This is a genomic window from Pseudomonas sp. GD03858 (assembly GCF_029840925.1).
Lineage (GTDB): Bacteria > Pseudomonadota > Gammaproteobacteria > Pseudomonadales > Pseudomonadaceae > Aquipseudomonas.
The window spans coordinates 1-20,404 of the sequence record NZ_JAOCDM010000106.1 but is presented as its reverse complement, the minus strand read 5'-3'; the positions used below and the strand labels follow the sequence as shown (position 1 = coordinate 20,404).

The following is a 20,404-nucleotide window of genomic DNA, read 5'->3' as shown; positions in this document are numbered from 1 at the left end:
TGCGGCCCTTTCGCGACACAAGGCCGCTCCTACAAAGAAGCGCGTAACCCTGATCATCCGGCGTCAGGGTGTCCTTACACCACTTTAGTCGCTTACTGGGCGAGCCAGCCGCCATCGACGTTCCAGGCCGCGCCACGCACCTGGCTGCCGGCCTCGCTGCACAGGAACAGCACCAGCTCGCCAAGATGGCGGGGCGTGACGAAGGCCAGGGACGGCTGCTTTTCCGCCAGCAGGTCATGCTGCGCCTGCAGCGGGTCACCGCCGTTGGCGGCACGGTCGTCGATCTGCTTCTGCACCAGCGGGGTCAGCACCCAACCTGGGCAGACGGCGTTGCAGGTGACATTGCTGGTGGCGGTCTCCAGGCCGATGACCTTGGTCAGGCCGACCACGCCATGCTTGGCGGCCACGTAGGCGGCCTTACCGGTGGAACCCACCAGCCCATGCACCGAGGCGATGTTGACGATCCGCCCCCAGCCCCGGGCACGCATGCCCGGCAGGGCCAGGCGGCAGCCATGGAATACCGCCGACAGATTCAGCGCGATGATCTTGTCCCAGGCTTCGACCGGGAACTGCTCGATCGGCGCCACATGCTGGATGCCGGCATTGTTTACCAGAATGTCGATCGCGCCGAACTCGCGTTCGGCCGTGGCGAACATCTGCTCGATCTGCGCCACATCGCCAAGATCGGCGGGGTGATGGCGTACCTTGACGCCGTGGCGCTGGATCTCGGCGATGGCCGCGGCCGGGTCGCCGAAGCCGTTGAGCAGGATATTGGCGCCGGCCTCGGCCAGTACCTGGGCGATGCCCAGCCCGATGCCGCTGGTGGAACCGGTGACCAGCGCGGTCTTGCCTTTGAGCGTCATGCCGTTCTCCTTCATACGATGCCGGTGGCGTAGAACGTGGCGATGACCACGAACACGGCCAGGGTCTTGATCAGGGTAATACCGAAAATGTCCTTGTAGGCTTCGCGGTGGGTCAGCCCGGTCACCGCCAGCAAGGTGATCACCGCGCCGTTGTGGGGCAGGGTGTCCATGCCGCCGCTGGCCATCGCCGCCACCCGATGCAGCACTTCGAGGGGAATGTCGGCGGCATGGGCGGCGGCGATGAAACTGTCGCTCATGGCTGCCAGGGCGATGCTCATGCCGCCCGAGGCGGAGCCGGTGATGCCGGCCAGCAGGGTAACGGTGATGGCTTCGTTGACCAGTGGGTTGGGGATGCCGCGCAGGGCGTCGGCCAATACCAGGAAGCCCGGCAGCGAGGCGATCACCGCGCCGAAGCCATATTCCGACGCGGTGTTCATCGCCGCCAGCAGGGCGCCGCTGACTGCGCTTCTGGTGCCCTCGGCCAGGCGCTGGCGGATCGTGGCGAAAGCGCACGCCAGCACCATCAGGATGCCCACCAGCAAGGCCGCCTGTACCGCCCAGATCGCCGTGAGCTTGGCCACGTCGCTCTGCACCGGCGTGGCCATGCCCGGCAACTGCAGGGTGTGGCTGGCGCCGTACCAGTGGGGTATCCAGTGGGTGAACAACAGGTTCATCACCCCCACCAGAATCAGCGGCGCCAGCGCCAGCCATGGGTTGGGCAAGTCGATGTCGTCGGCGGTTTCCGGCTCGTTGCGCAGGTTGTTGCCGTAGCCCTCGCCAGCACGTTGCGCCTTGTTGCGCTGGCGCTGCAGGTAGAGCATGCCGGCGCAGAACACGAACAGCGTGCCGATCAGCCCCAGCCAGGGCGCGGCCCAGGCGGTGGTGTTGAAGAAGGTGCTGGGGATGATGTTCTGGATCTGCGGCGTGCCGGGCAGGGCGTCCATGGTGAACGAGAAGGCGCCCAGCGCGATGGTGGCCGGGATCAGTCGCTTGGGGATGTCGCTCTGGCGGAACATCTCGGCGGCGAACGGGTACACCGCGAACACCACCACGAACAGCGAGACGCCGCCATAGGTGAGCAGGGCGCAGACCAGCACGATCACCAGCATTGCCTGGCGCGTGCCAAGCAGGCCGATGGCGGCGGCGACGATCGAGCGCGAGAAGCCCGAGAGTTCGATCAGCTTGCCAAACACCGCGCCGAGCAGGAACACCGGGAAGTAGAGCTTGATGAAACCGACCATTTTCTCCATGAACACCCCGGTGAACGCCGGGGCCACGGCGGCCGGATCGGTGAGCAGCACGGCACCGAGCGCGGCGATGGGGGCGAACAGGATCACGCTGTAGCCGCGGTAGGCGGCGAGCATCAGCAGGGCCAGGGCGGCGAGGGCGATGAGCACGGTCATCGGGGGTCTCCAACTGTTGTTTTTATGGTTGGAAATGCGAATAGCGGGAATCGTGCCAGATTTCTAACTAATTGATTTATAAGTAGAAAATTTAATTCGCTAAATTAAAAGTCTCTATCTTGAGACACGGTTGCGTGGGAGCGGGCTTGCACGTCCGCTGTAGGAGCGGCCTTGCCGAGGCGTCGGACCGGTCGGAAAGGGCTGCGCAGCAGCCCCGGCGATTGACGCATCCACGCTGAAACCCTGGGGCTGCTGCGCAGCCCTTTCGCGGCACAAGGCCGCTCCTACAAAGACAGTTGCTCCTATGATCCCTATTTTGAGATTAGAATCTCTCTATTGAGACTCTATCCCCAGCGCCACCATCTTCTTGTACAACGTCGACCGCCCCAGCCCTAAAGCCCGCGCTGCCTCCGGTACATTCCAGGTGCTGCGCGCCAAGGCATCGACGATCAAGCCGCGTTCGAATTGCGCGCACGCCTGGCGATAATCCAGCTGCGCGGCTTGCGCCACTACCGGGCTCAGCGGCCCCAACGCATTCGACAGGTCATGCACCGTCAACCGCGGCTGATCCGCCAGCAAGGTCGCGCGCTCCAGCACATTGCGCAGCTCGCGGATGTTACCCGGCCAGCCGTGGCGCTCCAGCAGCGCCTGGGCCTCGGCCTCCAGCTCATACTGGCTGCCCAGCTCGGCGAGGATCGCCTCGCACAGCGCCGGCAGGTCCTGCAGCCGTTCACGCAGCGGCGGCACGTCGATCGGCAGCACGTTCAGCCGGTAATACAGGTCGGCGCGGAAGGTGCCCCTGGCCATGGCCGCCTGCAGGTCGATGGAGGTGGCGGCGATGATGCGCACATCGCTGCGCAGCATCTGGTTGCTGCCCACCGGCTCGTACTCCTTCTCTTGCAGCACCCGCAGCAGCTTGCTTTGCAGCGCCAGCGGCATGTCGCCGATTTCGTCGAGGAACAGCGTGCCGCCCTCGGCCAGTTGCAGCTTGCCGCTACGACCCTTGCGGTCGGCGCCGGTGAAGGCGCCAGGGGCGGTACCGAAGAACTCGGCCTCGAGCAGTGCCTCGGGAATCGCCGCGCTGTTGATGCCGACGAACGCCTTGTGCGCCCGTGGCGAGGCGGCGTGGATGGCGTGGGCGAGCAACTCCTTGCCGGTACCGGTCTCGCCCAGCAGCAGTATCGGCGAGTCGCTGCCCGCGCCCCGGCGGGCGCGTCGCTTGGCCTCCAGGCAGGCGGGGCTGGTGCCGACGAACTGGGCGAAACTGTAGCGGGCCTGGCGAGCGCGCAGCTGCGAGCGGGTCGAGGCCAGTTCCTGCTGCATGCTGGCATAACGCTGGAGCAGCGGCGACAGACTGCGCAGTTCGTCGAACAGGGCGAAGCCAATGGCACCGATCAGAGCGCCCTGGTCGTCATGGATCGGCAGGCGCATCACCACCAGTGGCTCGTTGGGCGTATCTAGCATGTCCAGCAGGATCGGCTTGCCGTTGCTCACCACCTCGCGCATCAGGCTGCCAGGGATCAGCGTCTCACAGGGCTGGCCGATCGCGCTGGCGGCATCCTGCAGGCCGAAACGTCGGGCATAGCGCTCGTTCATCCAGACGATGCGCGCCTGGCGGTCGACGATGACCGTGCCTTCGCTGGACTGCTCGATGATCTCGAACAGCGAGTGGATGGCCAGTTGGCGGACCTGGGGGTAGTTCTTGAGGTTGTCGCTTTCATGCATGGCTCGAGCCTTCGAGTCGGATATCCGGGGTATGCCACAACAAGTCGGGCGGCGACGGCTGCACGCCAAGGACCTTCGGCGAGCTAGCAATTCTGACAGTGGCGCATGCATCAGGGGAGCGCTAAATTTCTGCGCCAGGGAGAGTGGAGCAGGCGTATGGAAAGGGTACGTGGCGTCCGGGGGCTTTTCGGTGCATCGGGGAAACCGTTCGCCCCCCAAGCAGGTGACGGTTTGCAGTTGCTGGGCTGTGACGCGAAGGGCAGTGTGCTGGTGCGTCTGCATGGTGGTTCGCTGCGGCTAGTTGCCTATACACCCTATGGCTTCGCCCGGGGCGTCGTCGGCCTAGGGTTCAACGGCGAGTGGCATGACCCTTTCAGCCAGGCGTATGTCTTGGGCAATGGCTACCGCGCATTCAAGCCGAGCCTCATGTGTTTCCTGTCATTTGACGACAAAAGCCCATTCCAGCACGGTGGTATCAATGGCTATGCATACTGCCAGGGTGATCCGACCAATTACCTGGACCCCTCGGGAGAGGGACCGATCAGTTGGTTGCGGAACAAGCTCCGGCGCTCCGATCCTCTCCCTGCTCCGAGCCAGGTAGGAGGCGCGGTGACTCATCTGGTGAGGGACATGGCTGGGTTGGCCGGATTTCATCAGGAGGTGCGCAAGCAGAGCGCTTACTTGCGCCAGTTCCATGTCGACATGTCGCGCATTGCGGACAGTGGATGGCACGACATTGTCTGGCGTGAGTCGATAGCTGATGCTTCCAGTTATGTGGAGAAAGTGCAGACTTCCTGGTTCGTTCAGGGATCTTCCCTTGTGCAAAGTGCGTATGAGGCCCATCAAGTGGCCGCAATCGCTGAGGATTATGCAAATTACGCTGTCTCCAACGATGAGTTGGTAGGGCGCATCATGGCTATTCGCGGCGTACAACGCAGATCCGCGCTCAGCGACGAGGGTCAAACGCCTCGCGCAGCGCATCGCCGATGAATACCAGCAACGACAGGATCAACGCCAGGGCAAAGAACGCGGTAAAGCCCAGCCAGGGCGCTTCGAGGTGCTGCTTGCCCTGGGTCACCAACTCGCCAAGTGAGGCGCTTCCCGCCGGCATGCCGAAACCGAGGAAATCCAGCGCGGTCAGGGTGGTGATCGCTCCGGTGAGCATGAACGGCACGTAGGTGAGGGTCGCGTTCATGGCATTGGGCAGGATGTGGCGCAGCATCACCTGGGTGTCCGGCAGGCCCAGGGCGCGGGCGGCCTTGACGTACTCGAGGTTGCGCCCGCGCAGGAACTCGGCGCGCACCACATCGACCAGGGTCAGCCACGAGAACAGCGCCATGATCCCCAGCAGCCACCAGAAGTCCGGCTCGACGAAGCCCGACAGGATGATCAGCAGGTACAGGACCGGCAGCCCTGACCACACCTCCAGCAGGCGCTGGCCGAGCAGGTCGACCCAGCCGCCGTGATAGCCCTGCAGGGCGCCGGCCGTCACCCCGATCAACACGCTGACCAGGGTCAGGGCGAAGGCGAACAGCAACGACACCCGGGTGCCATAAAGTACCCGCGCCAGCACATCGCGGCCCTGGTCATCGGTGCCCAGCCAGTTGCTCGTGCTCGGTGGGCTGGGGGTGGGTACTTGCAGGTCATAGTTGGGTGTGTCGGCGCTGAACGGGATCGGCGCGAACAGCATCCAGCCGCCTTGCCCCTCGATCAGCTGGCGCACGTACTGACTGCGGTAGTCGGGCTGGAACGGCAACTGCCCGCCGAACTGCTGTTCGGTGTAGCGCTTGAGCGCAGGGGTGTAGAGCTCGCCCTGATAGCCAAGCAGCAGGGGTTTGTCGTTGGCCACCAGCTCGGCGCCCAGGCTGAGTACCAGCAGCCCGGCGAACAGCCACAACGAAATCCAGCCGCGGCGGTTGTCACGAAAGCGCCGCAGGCGGCGTCGGGCGATCGGCGAGAGCATTCAGCGGGCCCTCGCGTCGAAGTCGATGCGTGGATCGAGCACGGTGTAGCACAAGTCGCCGACCAGGCGGATCAGCAGCCCGGCCAGGGTGAAGATGAACAGTGTGCCGAACACCACCGGATAGTCCCGCGACACCGCCGCCTCGTAGCTCATGCGCCCGAGGCCATCGAGGGAGAAGATCACTTCGATCAGCAGCGAGCCGGCGAAGAACACGGTGATCAGCGCCTGGGGCACCCCGGCCACCACCAGCAGCATGGCATTGCGCAGCACATGGCCGTACAGCACCCGGCGCTCGCTCAGGCCCTTGGCGCGGGCGGTGACCACGTACTGGCGGGAGATCTCGTCGAGGAAGGCGTTCTTGGTCAGCAGGGTGAGCGTGGCGAAGCCGCCGATCACCAGGGCGCCGACCGGCAGTACCAGATGCCAGAAGTAGTCAGCCAGCTTGCCCAGCAGGCTGAGCTGGTCGAAGTCATCCGACACCAGGCCGCGCACCGGGAACCAGTTGAGCGAGGTGCCGCCGGCGAACAGCACGATCAGCAGCAGGGCGAACAGGAACGAGGGCAGGGCGTAGCCGATCACGATCAGCGCGCTGCTCCAGGCGTCGAAGCGACTGCCATGACGCACGGCCTTGCGGATGCCCAGGGGGATGGACACCAGGTAGGTGATCAATGTGGCCCAGAACCCCAGGGATAGGGTGACCGGTAGCTTTTCCAGGATCAGCTCGGTGACCTTGGCGCCGCGGAAGAAACTCTGACCGAAGTCCAGCCGGGCGTACTGGCCAAGCATCAGCCACAGGCGTTCGGGGGCGGACTTGTCGAAGCCGTACTGGCGCTTGATTTCCTCGATCAGCTTCGGGTCCAGCCCCCGCGTGGCGCGGGATTCGCCCTGCACCGTCTCGACCCTGGCGCCCGGCGCGCCGCCGCCGATGCCTTGCAGGCGCGCCACCGCCTGTTCCACCGGGCCGCCGGGCGCGGCCTGGACGATGGCGAAGTTGACCAGCAGGATCGCCAGCAGGGTGGGGATGATCAGCAGCAGGCGGCGCAGGATGTAGGCGGTCATGGCGTCGTCCCGAGCAATTCGCGCATCTGCTGGTTGGTCAGCGCCTTGGGGCTGACCTCCCACCAGGTGTCCAGGCCTTCGTCATAGGCGGCCTGCACCTTGGGCAGGCCGAAACGGTTCCACCACACGGTCGAGCTGCCGGGCGGGTAGTAGTTGGGGATCCAGTAGTAGTTCCATTGCAGCACCCGGTCCAGGGCATGGGCATGGCGCAGCATGTCGGCCTGTGTGCCGGCGCGGACCAGGCCGTCGATCAGACTGTCCACGGCCGGGTCCTTGAGCACCATCAGGTTGTTCGAGCCAGGATCGTTGGCGGCGGCGGAGCCGAAGTAGTTGTACAGCTCGCTGCCAGGCGACAGCGTCACTGGGTAGCCGGTGACGATCATGTCGTAGTCGCGGGCCATCAAGCGGTTGACGTACTGCGCCGAATCGACGTTGCGGATGTTCAGCTCGATGCCGATCTGTGCCAGGTTGCGCTTCCAGGGCAGCAGCAGGCGCTCCAGGCCCGACTGGCCGTTGAGGAAGGTGAAGCTCAGCGGTGTGCCCCGAGCGTTCACCAGACGATCGCCCTGAGGGCGCCATCCGGCTTCCAGGAGCAGAGCCAGCGCCTGTAGCTGCTGGGGGCGGATGATGCCTGAACCATCGGTGACGGGGGCCGTGAAGACCTGGTCGAACACTGCGTCAGGTACCTGGCCGCGTAGCGGCTCCAGGAGCTTCAGCTCCTCGGCGTCGGGCAGCTCACGAGCCGCCAGCGGGGTATTGGAGAACAGGCTCTGCTGGCGGATGTACAGGTTGCGCATCATCTGCCGGTTGCTCCACTCGAAGTCCCAGAGCATGCCCAGCGCCTGGCGCACGCGGCGATCCTGGAACTGCGGTTTGTCCAGATTGAACACGAAGCCCTGGGCCACTTGTGGCTTGGCCGGCCCCAGGTGGGCGCGCCGCAGGCGGCCGTCGTCCAGCTGAGCGCCGTTGTAGCCCAGGGTGAAGGCGGTGGCGGAAAACTCGCGGTTGTAATCGTAGCCGCCGCCCTTGAGCACCTGGCGCGCCACTTCGGTGTCGCCGAAGTACTCGATGCGCAGGCGCTGGAAGTTATACAGGCCGCGCGTCACCGGCAGATCCCTGGCCCACCAGTCGGCATTGCGTTCGAAGGTGATGCTGCGGCCGTTGTCGATTCGGCTGATGCGGTACGGGCCGCTACCTACCGGCTGGTCGAAGCCCGCGCCGTTGGCGAAATCGCGTTTCTGCCAGTCGTGCTCAGGCAGCACCGGCAGGGTGGCCAGGTCCAGCGCCAGGGTTCGCGCGTGTGGCTGCCTGAGGTCGAAGCGCACCTGGCGTGGACCTTCGACCGTCACCCCGGTGACGTCGGCGAACTGGGTACGGTATTTGAGGCTGCCCTTGCTCATCAGCAGCTCGAAGGTAAAGCGCACATCCTCGGCGCGCACCGGCTTGCCGTCGGCGAAGGTGGCGCGTGGGTCGAGATGAAAACGCAGCCAGGCATCGTCCGGGCCTCGCTCCATGCGGCGGGCGATCAGGCCATAGACGGTGTAAGGCTCATCGAGCGAGCGCATGGCCAATGGCGCGTACAGCCAGCCGTCGACCTGGCTGACGCCGATGCCTTTGTCGATGTACGGCAGGATATGGTCGAACTGGCCGATCTCGATGGCCGAGCGGCGCAGGCTGCCGCCCTTGGGGGCGTCGGGGTTGACGTAGTCGAAGTGGCGAAAGTGTTCGGGATAGCGGGGTGCTTCACCGTAGACGGTGAGGGCGTGGCTGGGGGCGGCATTGGCCAGCGGACCCATGCATGCCAGCACGAGCCAACACAGCAGCTGTGGGAGCGGGCTTGCCCGCGAATGCGTCTGCTCACGCAACGCCGTTGCATGTTCGGACGCATTCGCGGGCAAGCCCGCTCCCACAGGGCGGGCGATCAAGAACGCCTCAATCCTGACGGCTGGTCACTTCGAGCAGGTGGTAGCCGAACTGAGTCTTGACCGGGCCTTGCACCACGTTCAGCGGCGCGCTGAACACCACGGTGTCGAACTCCTTGACCATCTGGCCTGGGCCGAACGAGCCCAGGTCACCGCCCTGGCGGCTGGACGGGCAGGTGGAGTTGGCCTTGGCGACTTCGGCGAAGTCGGCGCCGGCTTCGATCTGTGCCTTGAGTTCGTTGCACTTGTCTTCGCTGCTGACAAGGATGTGACGGGCAGTGGCGCGGGCCATGGGTAATGCTCCTTGGAGGTAAAGGCGCAAGCCTAGCGCAAAGCCATCCACGCGTCATTCTTGATAGCGAAACGCAGCGCTGTCACCTGGCATTTCTGTCAGTTGTGCGGCGCCGGTACTGCCCCTTCAATAAGCTGACCTACAACATCGGGTCGTACCGAAGGGGAGACAGCCATGCCAAATGACGCACAGTTTGCCGAGCCAGTCGACGAGGGAAGTGCCCTCGTGCTGACCCTTGACGAGATGATCAGAGTATTCAACCAGCAACTGGCGAAGACTAGCGATCAGAAAACGAGTGGCGGCGGAGTTGGCACCTTCGGGGCCGAGGTACAGGCGCTGGAGCGTATTTTCATTCCCGGGCAGATCATGCCCCTAAAGACGGAGGACGCCGAGGTTGGGGTCAACCACAACATGGTTCGCAGCCATTTCAGTGGCCTGCTGATCATGATCCAGCGTTACTCGAACATGAGTACTGGCGATTGGATTGAGGTGTTCTGGAACGATGAGACCGTACCGGCCGCTTCCATCGGCGTGCTGGATGAGCACATCGGCCAGAACGTTCCGATGTTCGTGCCGTCCGGCAGGGTCAAGGATGGCTTGCACCGCTTGTGGTGCAGGGTGAGTCGGGCAGGTGGAGGCAACGACGAAGAGTCTCTCAGACTGGCGGTGCTGGTTCGGCAGATCTTCCCAGGCGGTACCGACCCCGAGCCGGACAAACCCGGCCACCAGGCGCTGAAGCCGCCGGTAGCCAAGGTTCCCTCCTCGGGTGTGATCGGCGAAGAGGAAGCCAAGGCCGGTGTCGAAGTCACCATTCCGGCTTACCCGAACATGCGTCAATATGACCGCATTCGCCTGAGCTGGGGCGGTGAGTTCGAAGAACACGAGGTTCTGCCAGGCGAGGTTGGCCAGGACGTGGTCATCACGGTGACGGAAGCGACCATCCGGGCTGCGGGCGACAGCGATGCGCTAGTGCTGACCTACCTGTTGATCGACGAGGTGCATAACCAGGCCAGTGACTGGTCGGAGCGTGGCAGCGTGAAGGTGGAAATCGGGGCCGGCCTGTTGATGGCGCCCTTCATCGTCAACCCCGACCCGAACGCGGATCCTGCCGATGTGATCGAGCTGGAGGCTTTGGGGGCCGCCGATCTGGAGATCGAGGTGGACACCCCTGCGTCTGATTTCAGCGCGGGTGACGAAATAGTCGTCACCTGGAGCGGAACCACGGCCAACGGCGAAACAGTGCCAGTCGAAACTGACATGCAGAAGGTGGTCCGTCCAGGACGCACCTTGGTCTTCAGCATCCCCAATGCAACGCTGCTTGCCCTCGGCGGCGGCCGTGGCGTGGCGTCATATACCCGCACGCGTGGCGGTGCAGCCGTCGCCTCCAAGCGTGCGTTCGTCAGCATTGCCGGCGCAGTGCAATTGTTGCCCAAGCCGCTCGCCATCGACGCGGACAATGGCACACTGGACCCCGAACTGCCCACTGCCACCGTGCAGGTGCCTGCCTCGGCGCTATTGCAACGGGGTGACAAGGTGACGCTGGTCTGGCTGGGCACCCGTGCCAACAACACCCCAGTGCTGTACCAGCAGACCAAGACGGTCAGTACCAATGGCGCCGGCAGGGCGCTGAACTTCCTGGTCGACGGGCTTGCCAACCTGGCACCGCTGGATGGTGGCACCCTCGATCTGAGCTACCAGATTGTGCGTGCCGGTTTGGGCAAGCCATTGGAGTCCGCGCATGAGGTGCTGCAAGTGGGTGAGGCACGTGCCGCGCTGCCGGCTCCTATCACCCGGCCGCACTTCCCTAGTGGCAAGGTGGACCCGAAGGACCACCTCGGCGGCATCGAGGTAGTCGCGTTGGCTTACCCGAACATGAATGCCCGGCAGGACCTGTACTTGGAGTGGACGTCAACGGTGGGCGGGCCGTTCTACGACGACATACCCGTATCCCCAGGTCAGGAAACCTCGTTCCACATCGGAGCTTCCCAGTTAATGGCGAATGATGGTGGCGTCGTGCAGGTACGCTACATCGTGAAAGAACCCGAGCAGCCGAACCGCGTTTCCGAGATCCTGGAGCTGCAGATTGGTGGACGCCAGGAGCTCGACTTGCCAGCGCCAACCGTTTTGCAGGCCGAGGGCTGAGTGCTGGACCCGAGCAAGGGCGCGACCGCGCAAATTCCGCAAGCAACCAACCTGGCGGTTCTGTCACCGTTCTGCCAGGCTCTGCGTCATGGGATTCCTGCTGTCGAGTCGCGCCTGCTCAGAGCAATGCCACCATCGGGCGTGCGCCACTCGCCGAGTGGCAGTATGTGTGGAGGGCAGCCCTGGCTACAACTGCAACGGTGTGTTGATTCGCGCCACCAACGCCGCGACCAGTTACCACTCCTGGAACCCGACGGCCAACTCCATCGGACGTGACGGTGTGTCGTTGACTTACCTGCGTGCCGACACTGGAATACTTCGACTGGAGAGCAACGTTTCTGGGTTGATCTTCGATCGCCTCGACCAGCCGTTCACCCATGCCGTGAGGTTGCGCTGCGCCTATCCGGCCAATGCCGGGACCAGCGGCATTGCCAACAGCTGTCGTGCCAGTTGCCTGTCTCAGAACATCACCACGGTGGCAGCCTGGCGGTCGAGGTACGGCAGCAGCCCTGGTTCCAGCTGCGCCTTCAGCATGGAACCCACGCCCCATGCGGCGCAGTACCAGTTGAACATCGATGTGAGGGCCAGCGGGGGAGCGCACAACGAGATCATCATCGGCGCCTGGCCGCAGAACATACCCGCTCAGTTGCCCATCCAGGCGATCTACTTCCCCAGCGGCAGCGCCAGCCTGGCCGGCGCCCAGTACATCCAGTGGGACTACTTCAGGGAAACCGGCAGGCGCATGCCCCTGGTTCGGGTCAATCTTGCCGCAGGCGGACAGGTCTTCAGCTACCTGCCCGCCGACCAGTACCTGCAGGAGAGGCCACCGATCCTGCCGATGTCGGCGATCCTGCCCCAGGGAGAGACGCCTGAGTACTGAGCTATCCGCGTAACGCAACGGCAGCCTGGCGCAGCAGATGGGCGGTGCTTTCCCAGCCCAGGCAGCCGTCGGTGATCGACACGCCGTATTTCAGCGTGCCCTTGCCCAACGCCTGGCAGCCGTCGAACAGATGCCCCTCGATCATCACCCCGACCAGCGAACGGTCGCCAGCCAGGCGCTGCTGCAGGACTTCCTCGAACACCGCCGGTTGGCGCATCGGGTCCTTACCGCTGTTGGCATGGCTGCAATCGACCATGATCCGTGGCGCCAGGCCGGCCTTGGCCAGGCCCTGGCGCGCCAGGGCAACGCTCGTGGCGTCGTAGTTGGGGCCTTTGTGCCCGCCGCGCAGCACCAGGTGGGTGTCCGGGTTGCCCAAGGTCTCGATGATCGCCGGGTAGCCTTGCGCATCCATGCCGAAGTGACGGTGCGGATGCGCGGCGCTGCGCATGGCGTCGCAGGCGATGCCGATACCGCCGTCGGTGCCGTTCTTGAAGCCCACCGGCAGTTCCAGGCCGCTGACCATCTCGCGGTGGATCTGCGATTCGGTGGTGCGCGCGCCGATGGCGGCCCAGCCCAGCAGGTCGTCGAAGTAGCCCGCAGCCATCGGCTGCAGCAGCTCGGTGGCGATCGGCAGGCCGCGCTCGAGCATGCCCAGCATCAGGCCACGGGACAGGGCGATGCCGGCGTGCATATCGTCGCTGCCGTCTAGGTGCGGGTCATAGGCCAGGCCTTTCCAGCCGACCGTGGTGCGGGGTTTTTCCACGTAGGCGCGCATCACCAGCAATAGCTGGTCGTCGACCTCGCGGCTGAGCGCGGCGAGTCGGTCGGCGTATTCGAGGGCCGAGCGCGGGTCATGGATCGAGCAGGGGCCGACCACCACCAGCAGACGCTCGTCGCGGCCTTCGAGGATGGCGCGGATCGCCTGGCGGTGGGCATGGACTTGCTGGGTGAGTTCGGCGGACAGCGGCATTTGCTGCTTGAGCAGGTGCGGGCTGGGCAGGCGCTGGCTGACGTGGGTGTTGGCCGCTTGCGGCTGGCTCAGGGGCAGGGCGAGGTTCGAGGCTTGCATGGCGTGTTCTTCCTTGGGCGGACGGCGGGTTCTGGCCCGCGCGGTCGGCCCTATCGAGGTGTTCGACAGATTGTCAAAAGCTGTGTTTGTGCGGCTTCGCCACCGGAAATCGACCGAACGGAGGCGGCAGGCTGGCCCGAACGGCACTGGCTAAATCGCCATGCAAAGGTGCTTGGGTAGTAGTAGGTGGCGTAGTTCATGAATCTGTCCTCAATGTGAATCGGTGTTTTCGAAAGCCCGGAAAAGCAAAACCCCCGGTCGGGGAGCCGACCGGGGGTTTGAGTATTCTCATGTTCGGCGGCCCCTCGAAGGTGGGCGCCGGATGGGTGATCGGCGCCTAGTGGCTAAACCAATACCCAAAATAAAAGCTGGCAACGGCGTCGCGACCGGCAACGGCCAGCACAGGGCGCGCGGTGCGACCGGTGTGATTGGCGTGGTTGCAGGATTGTTTCGACATGTTGCTCTCCAGTGAATGAGCCCGAGCTTACTGCACCTTGGCCTTGGCGTTCAATGGGTAATTGCTATCGCGGCGATAGCCCCTTTTACCGTGTCGCCTGATTCGCGGGTAAACCCGCTCCCACAGGGACAAGGCGACACAGAAGGTTGCCACCCATGCCTGCACAAAACGGATAGCACTCTGCACGATCCGGATATCGGTGCCTCATCCACGGGCATAACCTGACCTGGCCTGAACAATAACAACGGAGGCCCTGGCCATGTCCCTGGGATTCGACTATCTCAACGCCTTGCTCGAGGATGACCGGGAAAACGGCGTCTACCGCTGCAAGCGGGAAATGTTCACCGACCCGCGCCTGTTCGACCTGGAGATGAAGCACATCTTCGAGGGCAACTGGATCTACCTGGCCCATGAAAGCCAGATCCCGCAGAACAACGATTTCCTTACCCTGACCATGGGCCGCCAGCCGGTCTTCATCGCGCGCAACAAGGGGGGCGAGCTCAATGCCTTCCTCAATGCCTGCAGCCACCGCGGCGCCATGCTCTGCCGGCACAAGCGCGGCAACCGTGCCAGCTACACCTGCCCGTTCCACGGCTGGACCTTCAACAACAGCGGCAAGCTGCTCAAGGTCAAGGACCCAGGTAACGCCGGCTATCCCGACAGTTTCAACTGCGAAGGCTCCCATGACCTGACCAAGGTCGCCCGTTTCGAGTCTTACCGAGGCTTCCTGTTCGGCAGCCTCAACGCCGACGTCAAGCCGCTGGTCGAGCACCTGGGCGAGTCGGCGAAGATCATCGACATGATCGTCGACCAGTCGCCCGAGGGCCTGGAGGTGCTGCGTGGCGCCAGCTCGTACATCTACGAAGGCAACTGGAAGCTGACCGCCGAGAACGGCGCCGACGGCTACCACGTCAGCTCCGTGCACTGGAACTACGCCGCCACCCAGAACCAGCGCAAGCAGCGCGAGGCGGGCGACGAGATCAAGACCATGAGCGCCGGCGCCTGGGCCAAGCAAGGCGGTGGTTTCTATTCCTTCGATCATGGCCACCTGCTGCTCTGGACCCGCTGGGCCAACCCCGAGGACCGTCCGGCCTACGAGCGTCGCGAGCAGCTGGCCGCCGACTTCGGCCAGGCCCGGGCCGACTGGATGATCGAGAACTCGCGCAACCTGTGCCTGTACCCCAACGTCTACCTGATGGACCAGTTCAGCTCGCAGATCCGCATCGCCCGGCCGATCTCGGTGAACAAGACCGAGATCACCATCTACTGCATCGCCCCCAAGGGCGAGAGCGCCGAGGCCCGGGCCAGCCGGATCCGCCAGTACGAGGATTTCTTCAACGTCAGTGGCATGGCCACGCCGGACGACCTCGAAGAGTTCCGCTCCTGCCAGACCGGTTATGGCGCGGGCCAGGGCTGGAACGACATGTCCCGTGGCGCGACCCACTGGGTCGAGGGTGCCGACGAGGCGGCCCGCGAGATCGAGCTCGCGCCACTGTTGTCGGGCTTGCGCACCGAAGACGAAGGCCTGTTCGTGCTGCAGCACAAGTACTGGCAGGACACCATGATCCAGGCGCTGAAGGACGAGCAGCGGCTGATCCCCGTGGAGGCCGTGCAATGAGCCTGCATGACACCGTGCGCGACTTCCTCTACCGCGAGGCGCGCTACCTGGACGATGCCCAGTGGGACCAGTGGCTGGAGCTGTATGCCAGCGACGCGACCTTCTGGATGCCGGCGTGGGACGACGATGACCGCCTCACCGAGGATCCGCAGAGCGAGATCTCGCTGATCTGGTACGGCAACCGTGGCGGCCTGGAAGACCGCGTGTTTCGCATCAAGACCGAGCGCTCCAGCGCCACGGTGCCGGACACCCGCACCTCGCACAACCTCGGCAACATCGAGATCGTCGAGGTCGGCGAGGGCAGCTGCCAGGTGCGTTTCAACTGGCACACCTTGAGCTTTCGCTACAAGACCACCGACAGCTACTTCGGCACCAGCTTCTATACCCTGGACCTGCGTGGCGAGCAGCCGCTGATCACGGCCAAGAAGGTGGTGCTGAAGAACGACTACGTTCGCCAGGTCATCGACATCTACCACATCTGATTCACCGCCGAGCCTGTCGGTGTGCCCCAGGGCGCGCCGCGGCCAGGCTCGCCCGCGAGGTGCACCATGAGCTACCAGATCGCACTGAATTTCGAGGACGGGGTCACCCGTTTCATCGAGACCGACGGCCACGAAACCGTGGCCGACGCCGCCTACCGCCAGGGCATCAACATCCCGCTGGACTGCCGTGACGGCGCCTGCGGCACCTGCAAGTGCAAGGCCGAGTCCGGGCGCTACGAGCTGGGTGACAACTTCATCGAGGACGCCCTGAGCGACGAGGAAATCGCCCTGGGCTACGTGCTGACCTGCCAGATGCGCGCCGAATCCGACTGCGTGGTGCGTATCCCGGCCTCCTCGCAGCTGTGCAAGACCGAACAGGCCAGCTTCGAGGCGGCGATCAGCGATGTGCGCCAGTTGTCGACCAGTACCATCGCCCTGTCGATCAAGGGCGAGGCGCTGAGTCGCCTGGCGTTCCTGCCGGGGCAATACGTCAACCTGAAGGTGCCGGGCAGCGAACAGAGCCGCGCCTACTCGTTCAGTTCGCTGCAGAAGGACGGCGAAGTCAGCTTCCTGATCCGCAACGTGCCGGGCGGCCTGATGAGCAGCTTCCTCACCGGGCTGGCCAAGGCCGGCGACAGCCTGAACCTGGCAGGGCCCTTGGGCAGCTTCTACCTGCGCCCGATCCAGCGTCCGCTGCTGCTGCTGGCCGGCGGCACGGGCCTGGCGCCGTTCACGGCGATGCTGGAGAAGATCGCCGAGCAGGGCAGCGCGTATCCGCTGCACCTGATCTACGGGGTGACCAACGATTTCGACCTGGTCGAGCTCGATCGCCTGCAAGCCCTGGCCGCGCGCATTGCCAACTTCACCTTCAGCGCGTGCGTGGCCAACCCCGAGAGCGAGTATCCGCAGAAGGGCTACGTGACCCAGCATATCGAGCCGCGCCACCTCAACCAGGGCGACGTCGACGTGTACCTGTGCGGCCCGCCACCGATGGTCGAGGCGGTCAGCCAGTACATCCGCGAGCAGGGCATCACCCCGGTCAACTTCTACTACGAGAAGTTCGCCGCGGCGGCCTGAAGTTTCACGGGGCTGCCCGCATCGTGCGGGTGAGGGTGGCCTCCTTTTTATCCGGTGCGTGATTTCGCCTTCGTGGGAGCGGGCTTGCCCCGCGATTGCGATCGCGGGGCAAGCCCGCTCCCACGCTGGTGAATTGGAGAAGTCAGCATGAATGCAAGATTCCACAACAAAGTCGCCCTGGTCACCGGCGCCGCCCAGGGCATCGGCCGCGCCGTGTGCTGGCGGCTCAAGGCCGAAGGCGCGCAGCTGGTGGCGGTGGACCGCTCCGAGCTGGTCCACGAACTGGCGGGCGAGGGCGTACTGACGCTCACCGCCGATCTCGAGCGGCACGCCGACTGCGCGCGGGTCATGGCCAAGGCGGTCGAGACTTTCGGCCGCCTCGACATCCTCATCAACAATGTCGGCGGGACCCTCTGGGCCAAACCCTTCGAATACTACGAAGTCGAGCAGATCGAGGCCGAAGTGCGCCGTTCGCTGTTCCCCACCCTGTGGTGCTGCCACGCCGCGCTCCCCTACATGCTCGAACGCGGCAGCGGCGCCATCGTCAACGTTTCGTCGATCGCCACCCGTGGCGTCAACCGCGTGCCCTACGGCGCGGCCAAGGGCGGCGTCAACGCGCTCACCGCGTGCCTGGCGTTCGAGACCGCCGGACGCGGCATTCGGGTCAACGCCACCGCTCCAGGCGGTACCGAGGCACCACCACGGCGCATCCCGCGCAACGAGGTCGAGCAGGGCGCGCAGGAAAAGCACTGGTACCAGCAGATCGTCGACCAGACCGTCGCCAGCAGCCTGATGAAGCGCTACGGCACGCTCGACGAGCAGGTCGGCGCGATCCTGTTCCTGGCCAGCGACGAGGCCTCCTACATCACCGGCGTGACCCTGCCGGTGGGCGGCGGCGACCTCGGCTGAAGGCCGCCCCGGCAAGGTTTTCTCTTCACACAACAAAAACAAAAGAGACACATGCCATGCGCACACTCGACATCCACCCGATCATCGACAATGCCCGTTTCAGCCCTTTCCACTGGATGGTCATGGCCTGGTGCGGCCTGCTGCTGATCTTCGACGGCTACGACCTGTTCATCTACGGCGTGGTGCTGCCGGTGATCATGCAGCAGTGGGCGCTGACCCCGCTGCAGGCTGGCGCCCTGGGCAGTTACGCGCTGTTCGGCATGATGTTCGGCGCCCTGGCCTTCGGCAGCCTGGCCGATCGCATCGGGCGCAAGAAGGGCATCGCCCTGTGTTTCGCGCTGTTTTCCGGGGCCACCATCCTCAACGGTTTCGCCACCAGCCCCAGCGAATTCGGTGTCTATCGCTTCTTCGCCGGGTTGGGCTGCGGCGGGCTGATGCCCAACGCCGTGGCGCTGATGAACGAGTACGCGCCCAAGCGCCTGCGCAGCACCCTGGTGGCGATCATGTTCAGCGGCTATTCCCTGGGCGGGATGCTCTCGGCGGGCATCGGCATCTTCCTGCTGCCGCGTTTGGGCTGGGAGTCGATGTTCTTCGCCGCCGCCGTGCCGCTGCTACTGCTGCCGGTGATCCTGTACTACTTGCCCGAATCCATCGGTTTCCTGGTGCGCCAAGGCCGGGTGGACGAGGCCCGCCGTCTGCTCAAACGCCTGGATCCGCACTGTGATGTGCGGGCTGACGATCAGTTGCAGGCGCTGGACAAGCAGGGCAAGGGCGCCTCGGTGCTGGAGCTGTTTCGCGACGGTCTGGCGGTGCGCACCCTGGCCCTGTGGCTGGCGTTCTTCTGCTGCCTGCTGATGGTCTACGCGCTCAGCTCGTGGTTGCCCAAGCTGATGGCCAATGCCGGCTACAGCCTCGGTTCGAGCTTGTCGTTCCTGCTGGCGCTCAACTTCGGTGGCATGGCCGGAGCGATCCTCGGTGGCTGGCTGGGCGATCGCTACAACCTGGTCAAGGTCAAGGTGGCGTTCTTCATCGCCGCCGCGCTGTCGATCAGCCTGTTGGGCGTCAACAGCCCGATGCCGGTGCTGTACCTGCTGATCTTCGTCGCCGGCGCGACCACCATCGGCACGCAGATCCTGCTGTATGCCGGCGCCGCCCAGCTTTACGGCCTGTCGGTGCGCTCCACCGGTCTTGGCTGGGCCTCTGGCATCGGCCGCAACGGCGCCATCGTCGGCCCGCTGCTCGGCGGCGCGCTGATGGGCGTCAACCTGCCGCTGCAACTGAACTTCATCGCTTTCGCCATTCCCGGCGCCGTCGCCGCGCTGGCCATGGCCTTGCACCTGGCCAGCGGCCGGCGTCATGGCCTGGCCACGGCGGCCTGAATCGAACACTGACTGAACTGGAGCCTGGCATGACAAGCCCGACCATCGACCGGCTGGAGGCGATCATCGTCGACCTGCCGACCATTCGCCCGCACAAGCTGGCCATGCACACGATGCAGCAGCAGACCCTGGTGATCCTGCGCCTACGTTGCAGCGACGGCAGCGAAGGCATCGGCGAGTCCACCACCATCGGCGGCCTGGCCTATGGCTACGAAAGCCCGGAAGGCATCAAGGCCAACATCGACGCGCACCTGGCCCCGGCGCTGATCGGCCTGCCAGCGGATAACATCAACGCCGCCATGCTCAAGCTGGACACGATCGCCAAGGGCAACACCTTCGCCAAGTCTGGCATCGAGAGCGCGCTGCTCGATGCCCAGGGCAAGCGCCTGGGGCTGGCGGTCAGCGAACTGCTCGGCGGGCGTGTGCGCGACAGCCTCGAGGTGGCCTGGACCCTGGCCAGCGGCGACACCGCCCGGGATATCGCCGAGGCCGAGCACATGCTCGAGCTTCGTCGTCACCGCGTATTCAAGCTGAAGATTGGCGCCAATCCGCTGGAGCACGACCTCAAGCATGTGCTGGCGATCAAGCGCGAACTGGGCGAGCGCGCCAGTGTGCGGGTGGACGTCAACCAGTATTGGGACGAGTCCCAGGCTATCCGTGCCTGCCAGGTGCTCGGCGATAACGGCATCGAGCTGATCGAGCAGCCCATCTCGCGCGGCAACCGTGGCGGCCAGGTGCGCCTCAACCAGCGCAGTCCGGCGCCGATCATGGCCGACGAGTCCATCGAGAGCGTCGAGGACGCTTTCAGCCTGGCCACCCACGGGGCCGCGAGCATCTTCGCCCTGAAGATCGCCAAGAACGGCGGCCCCCGTGCCGTGCTGCGCACCGCGCAGATCGCCGAGGCCGCCGGCATCGCCCTGTATGGCGGGACCATGCTTGAAGGCTCGGTCGGCACCCTGGCCTCGGCCCACGCTTTCCTCACCTTGCGCCAGCTGACCTGGGGCACCGAGCTGTTCGGCCCGCTGCTGCTGACCGAGGAGATCGTCAACGAGGCGCCGCAATACCGCGATTTCCAGTTGCACGTGCCGGCCACTCCCGGCCTGGGCCTGACCCTGGACGAACAACGCCTGGCGCGCTTTGCCCGCCGTTGAAGGCAAACACAGC

General features: G+C 64.8%; 17 protein-coding genes. 9 read left to right on the top strand and 8 right to left on the bottom strand.

Features of this window, described 5'->3' with window-relative positions; translation table 11 throughout:
* Positions 1-92: 92 nt before the first annotated feature.
* From hbdH to N5D48_RS21360, 3 genes are all read right to left on the bottom strand, one after another.
* Positions 93-863: a 3-hydroxybutyrate dehydrogenase gene (gene hbdH, locus N5D48_RS21370; RefSeq protein ID WP_279887782.1), complete on the bottom strand. Its 771-nt coding sequence runs from the start codon at positions 861-863 to the stop codon at positions 93-95.
* A gap of 11 nt (positions 864-874) precedes the next feature.
* Positions 875-2,266, bottom strand: a complete 1,392-nt coding sequence (locus N5D48_RS21365; protein WP_279887780.1) for a GntP family permease — start codon at positions 2,264-2,266, stop codon at positions 875-877.
* A 333-nt stretch (positions 2,267-2,599) separates the two neighbouring features.
* The gene (locus tag N5D48_RS21360) at positions 2,600-3,991 is read right to left on the bottom strand and encodes a sigma 54-interacting transcriptional regulator (RefSeq protein ID WP_279887778.1); all 1,392 of its coding nucleotides are present in this window, start codon (positions 3,989-3,991) and stop codon (positions 2,600-2,602) included.
* A 156-nt stretch (positions 3,992-4,147) separates the two neighbouring features.
* On the opposite strand from N5D48_RS21360, the gene N5D48_RS21355 reads away from it, so the two are divergent.
* Complete coding sequence (locus N5D48_RS21355) at positions 4,148-4,981, top strand: RHS repeat-associated core domain-containing protein (RefSeq protein WP_279887777.1); 834 nt, start codon at positions 4,148-4,150, stop codon at positions 4,979-4,981.
* On the opposite strand, the gene N5D48_RS21350 is transcribed toward N5D48_RS21355, so the two are convergent.
* The 4 genes from N5D48_RS21350 to N5D48_RS21335 are packed head-to-tail and all read right to left on the bottom strand — an operon-like array spanning position 4,938 to position 9,227.
* The gene (locus tag N5D48_RS21350; RefSeq protein ID WP_279887776.1) at positions 4,938-5,954 is read right to left on the bottom strand and encodes an ABC transporter permease; all 1,017 of its coding nucleotides are present in this window, start codon (positions 5,952-5,954) and stop codon (positions 4,938-4,940) included. The two genes, N5D48_RS21355 and N5D48_RS21350, sit on opposite strands and share 44 nt — an antisense overlap.
* Positions 5,955-7,013 carry a microcin C ABC transporter permease YejB gene (locus tag N5D48_RS21345; protein ID WP_279887775.1) on the bottom strand — a complete coding sequence of 353 codons (1,059 nt, stop codon included), beginning with the start codon at positions 7,011-7,013 and terminating at the stop codon, positions 5,955-5,957.
* Positions 7,010-8,938 carry an extracellular solute-binding protein gene (locus N5D48_RS21340; protein ID WP_279887774.1) on the bottom strand — a complete coding sequence of 643 codons (1,929 nt, stop codon included), beginning with the start codon at positions 8,936-8,938 and terminating at the stop codon, positions 7,010-7,012. Before N5D48_RS21340 ends, N5D48_RS21345 begins: the two co-directional genes overlap by 4 nt.
* A 7-nt stretch (positions 8,939-8,945) precedes the next feature.
* Positions 8,946-9,227 (bottom strand): peptidylprolyl isomerase, encoded by a 282-nt coding sequence (locus tag N5D48_RS21335; RefSeq protein WP_042125162.1) that lies wholly within the window; start codon positions 9,225-9,227, stop codon positions 8,946-8,948.
* 174 nt (positions 9,228-9,401) lie between these two features.
* Here N5D48_RS21335 and N5D48_RS21330 point away from each other — a divergent pair, with 174 nt between their 5' ends.
* On the top strand, positions 9,402-11,369 hold the full coding sequence (locus tag N5D48_RS21330) for a hypothetical protein (protein WP_279887773.1): 1,968 nt from the start codon (positions 9,402-9,404) through the stop codon (positions 11,367-11,369).
* 169 nt (positions 11,370-11,538) lie between these two features.
* A complete protein-coding gene (locus N5D48_RS21325; RefSeq protein WP_279887772.1) occupies positions 11,539-12,249 on the top strand; it encodes a hypothetical protein in 711 nt (236 codons plus the stop codon).
* Between the two features lies 1 nt (position 12,250).
* Here N5D48_RS21325 and N5D48_RS21320 read toward each other — a convergent pair whose 3' ends face one another.
* Positions 12,251-13,318, bottom strand: a complete 1,068-nt coding sequence (locus N5D48_RS21320; RefSeq protein WP_279887771.1) for a 3-deoxy-7-phosphoheptulonate synthase — start codon at positions 13,316-13,318, stop codon at positions 12,251-12,253.
* Between the two features lie 716 nt (positions 13,319-14,034).
* Between N5D48_RS21320 and benA the strand changes: the two genes are divergently transcribed.
* The 6 genes from benA (at position 14,035) to N5D48_RS21290 (ending at position 20,391) form a co-directional block, all read left to right on the top strand.
* Positions 14,035-15,393, top strand: a complete 1,359-nt coding sequence (gene benA, locus N5D48_RS21315; protein ID WP_279887770.1) for a benzoate 1,2-dioxygenase large subunit — start codon at positions 14,035-14,037, stop codon at positions 15,391-15,393.
* Positions 15,390-15,875, top strand: a complete 486-nt coding sequence (gene benB / locus N5D48_RS21310; protein WP_279887769.1) for a benzoate 1,2-dioxygenase small subunit — start codon at positions 15,390-15,392, stop codon at positions 15,873-15,875. Before benA ends, benB begins: the two co-directional genes overlap by 4 nt.
* Positions 15,876-15,941: 66 nt before the next feature.
* Positions 15,942-16,952: a benzoate 1,2-dioxygenase electron transfer component BenC gene (gene benC, locus N5D48_RS21305; protein WP_279887768.1), complete on the top strand. Its 1,011-nt coding sequence runs from the start codon at positions 15,942-15,944 to the stop codon at positions 16,950-16,952.
* Between the two features lie 147 nt (positions 16,953-17,099).
* Positions 17,100-17,861 carry a 1,6-dihydroxycyclohexa-2,4-diene-1-carboxylate dehydrogenase gene (locus N5D48_RS21300; protein ID WP_279887767.1) on the top strand — a complete coding sequence of 254 codons (762 nt, stop codon included), beginning with the start codon at positions 17,100-17,102 and terminating at the stop codon, positions 17,859-17,861.
* Positions 17,862-17,917: 56 nt separating this feature from the next.
* Positions 17,918-19,240, top strand: a complete 1,323-nt coding sequence (locus N5D48_RS21295) for an MFS transporter (protein ID WP_279887766.1) — start codon at positions 17,918-17,920, stop codon at positions 19,238-19,240.
* Positions 19,241-19,269: 29 nt separating this feature from the next.
* On the top strand, positions 19,270-20,391 hold the full coding sequence (locus N5D48_RS21290; RefSeq protein ID WP_279887765.1) for a muconate cycloisomerase family protein: 1,122 nt from the start codon (positions 19,270-19,272) through the stop codon (positions 20,389-20,391).
* Positions 20,392-20,404: the final 13 nt, after the last annotated feature.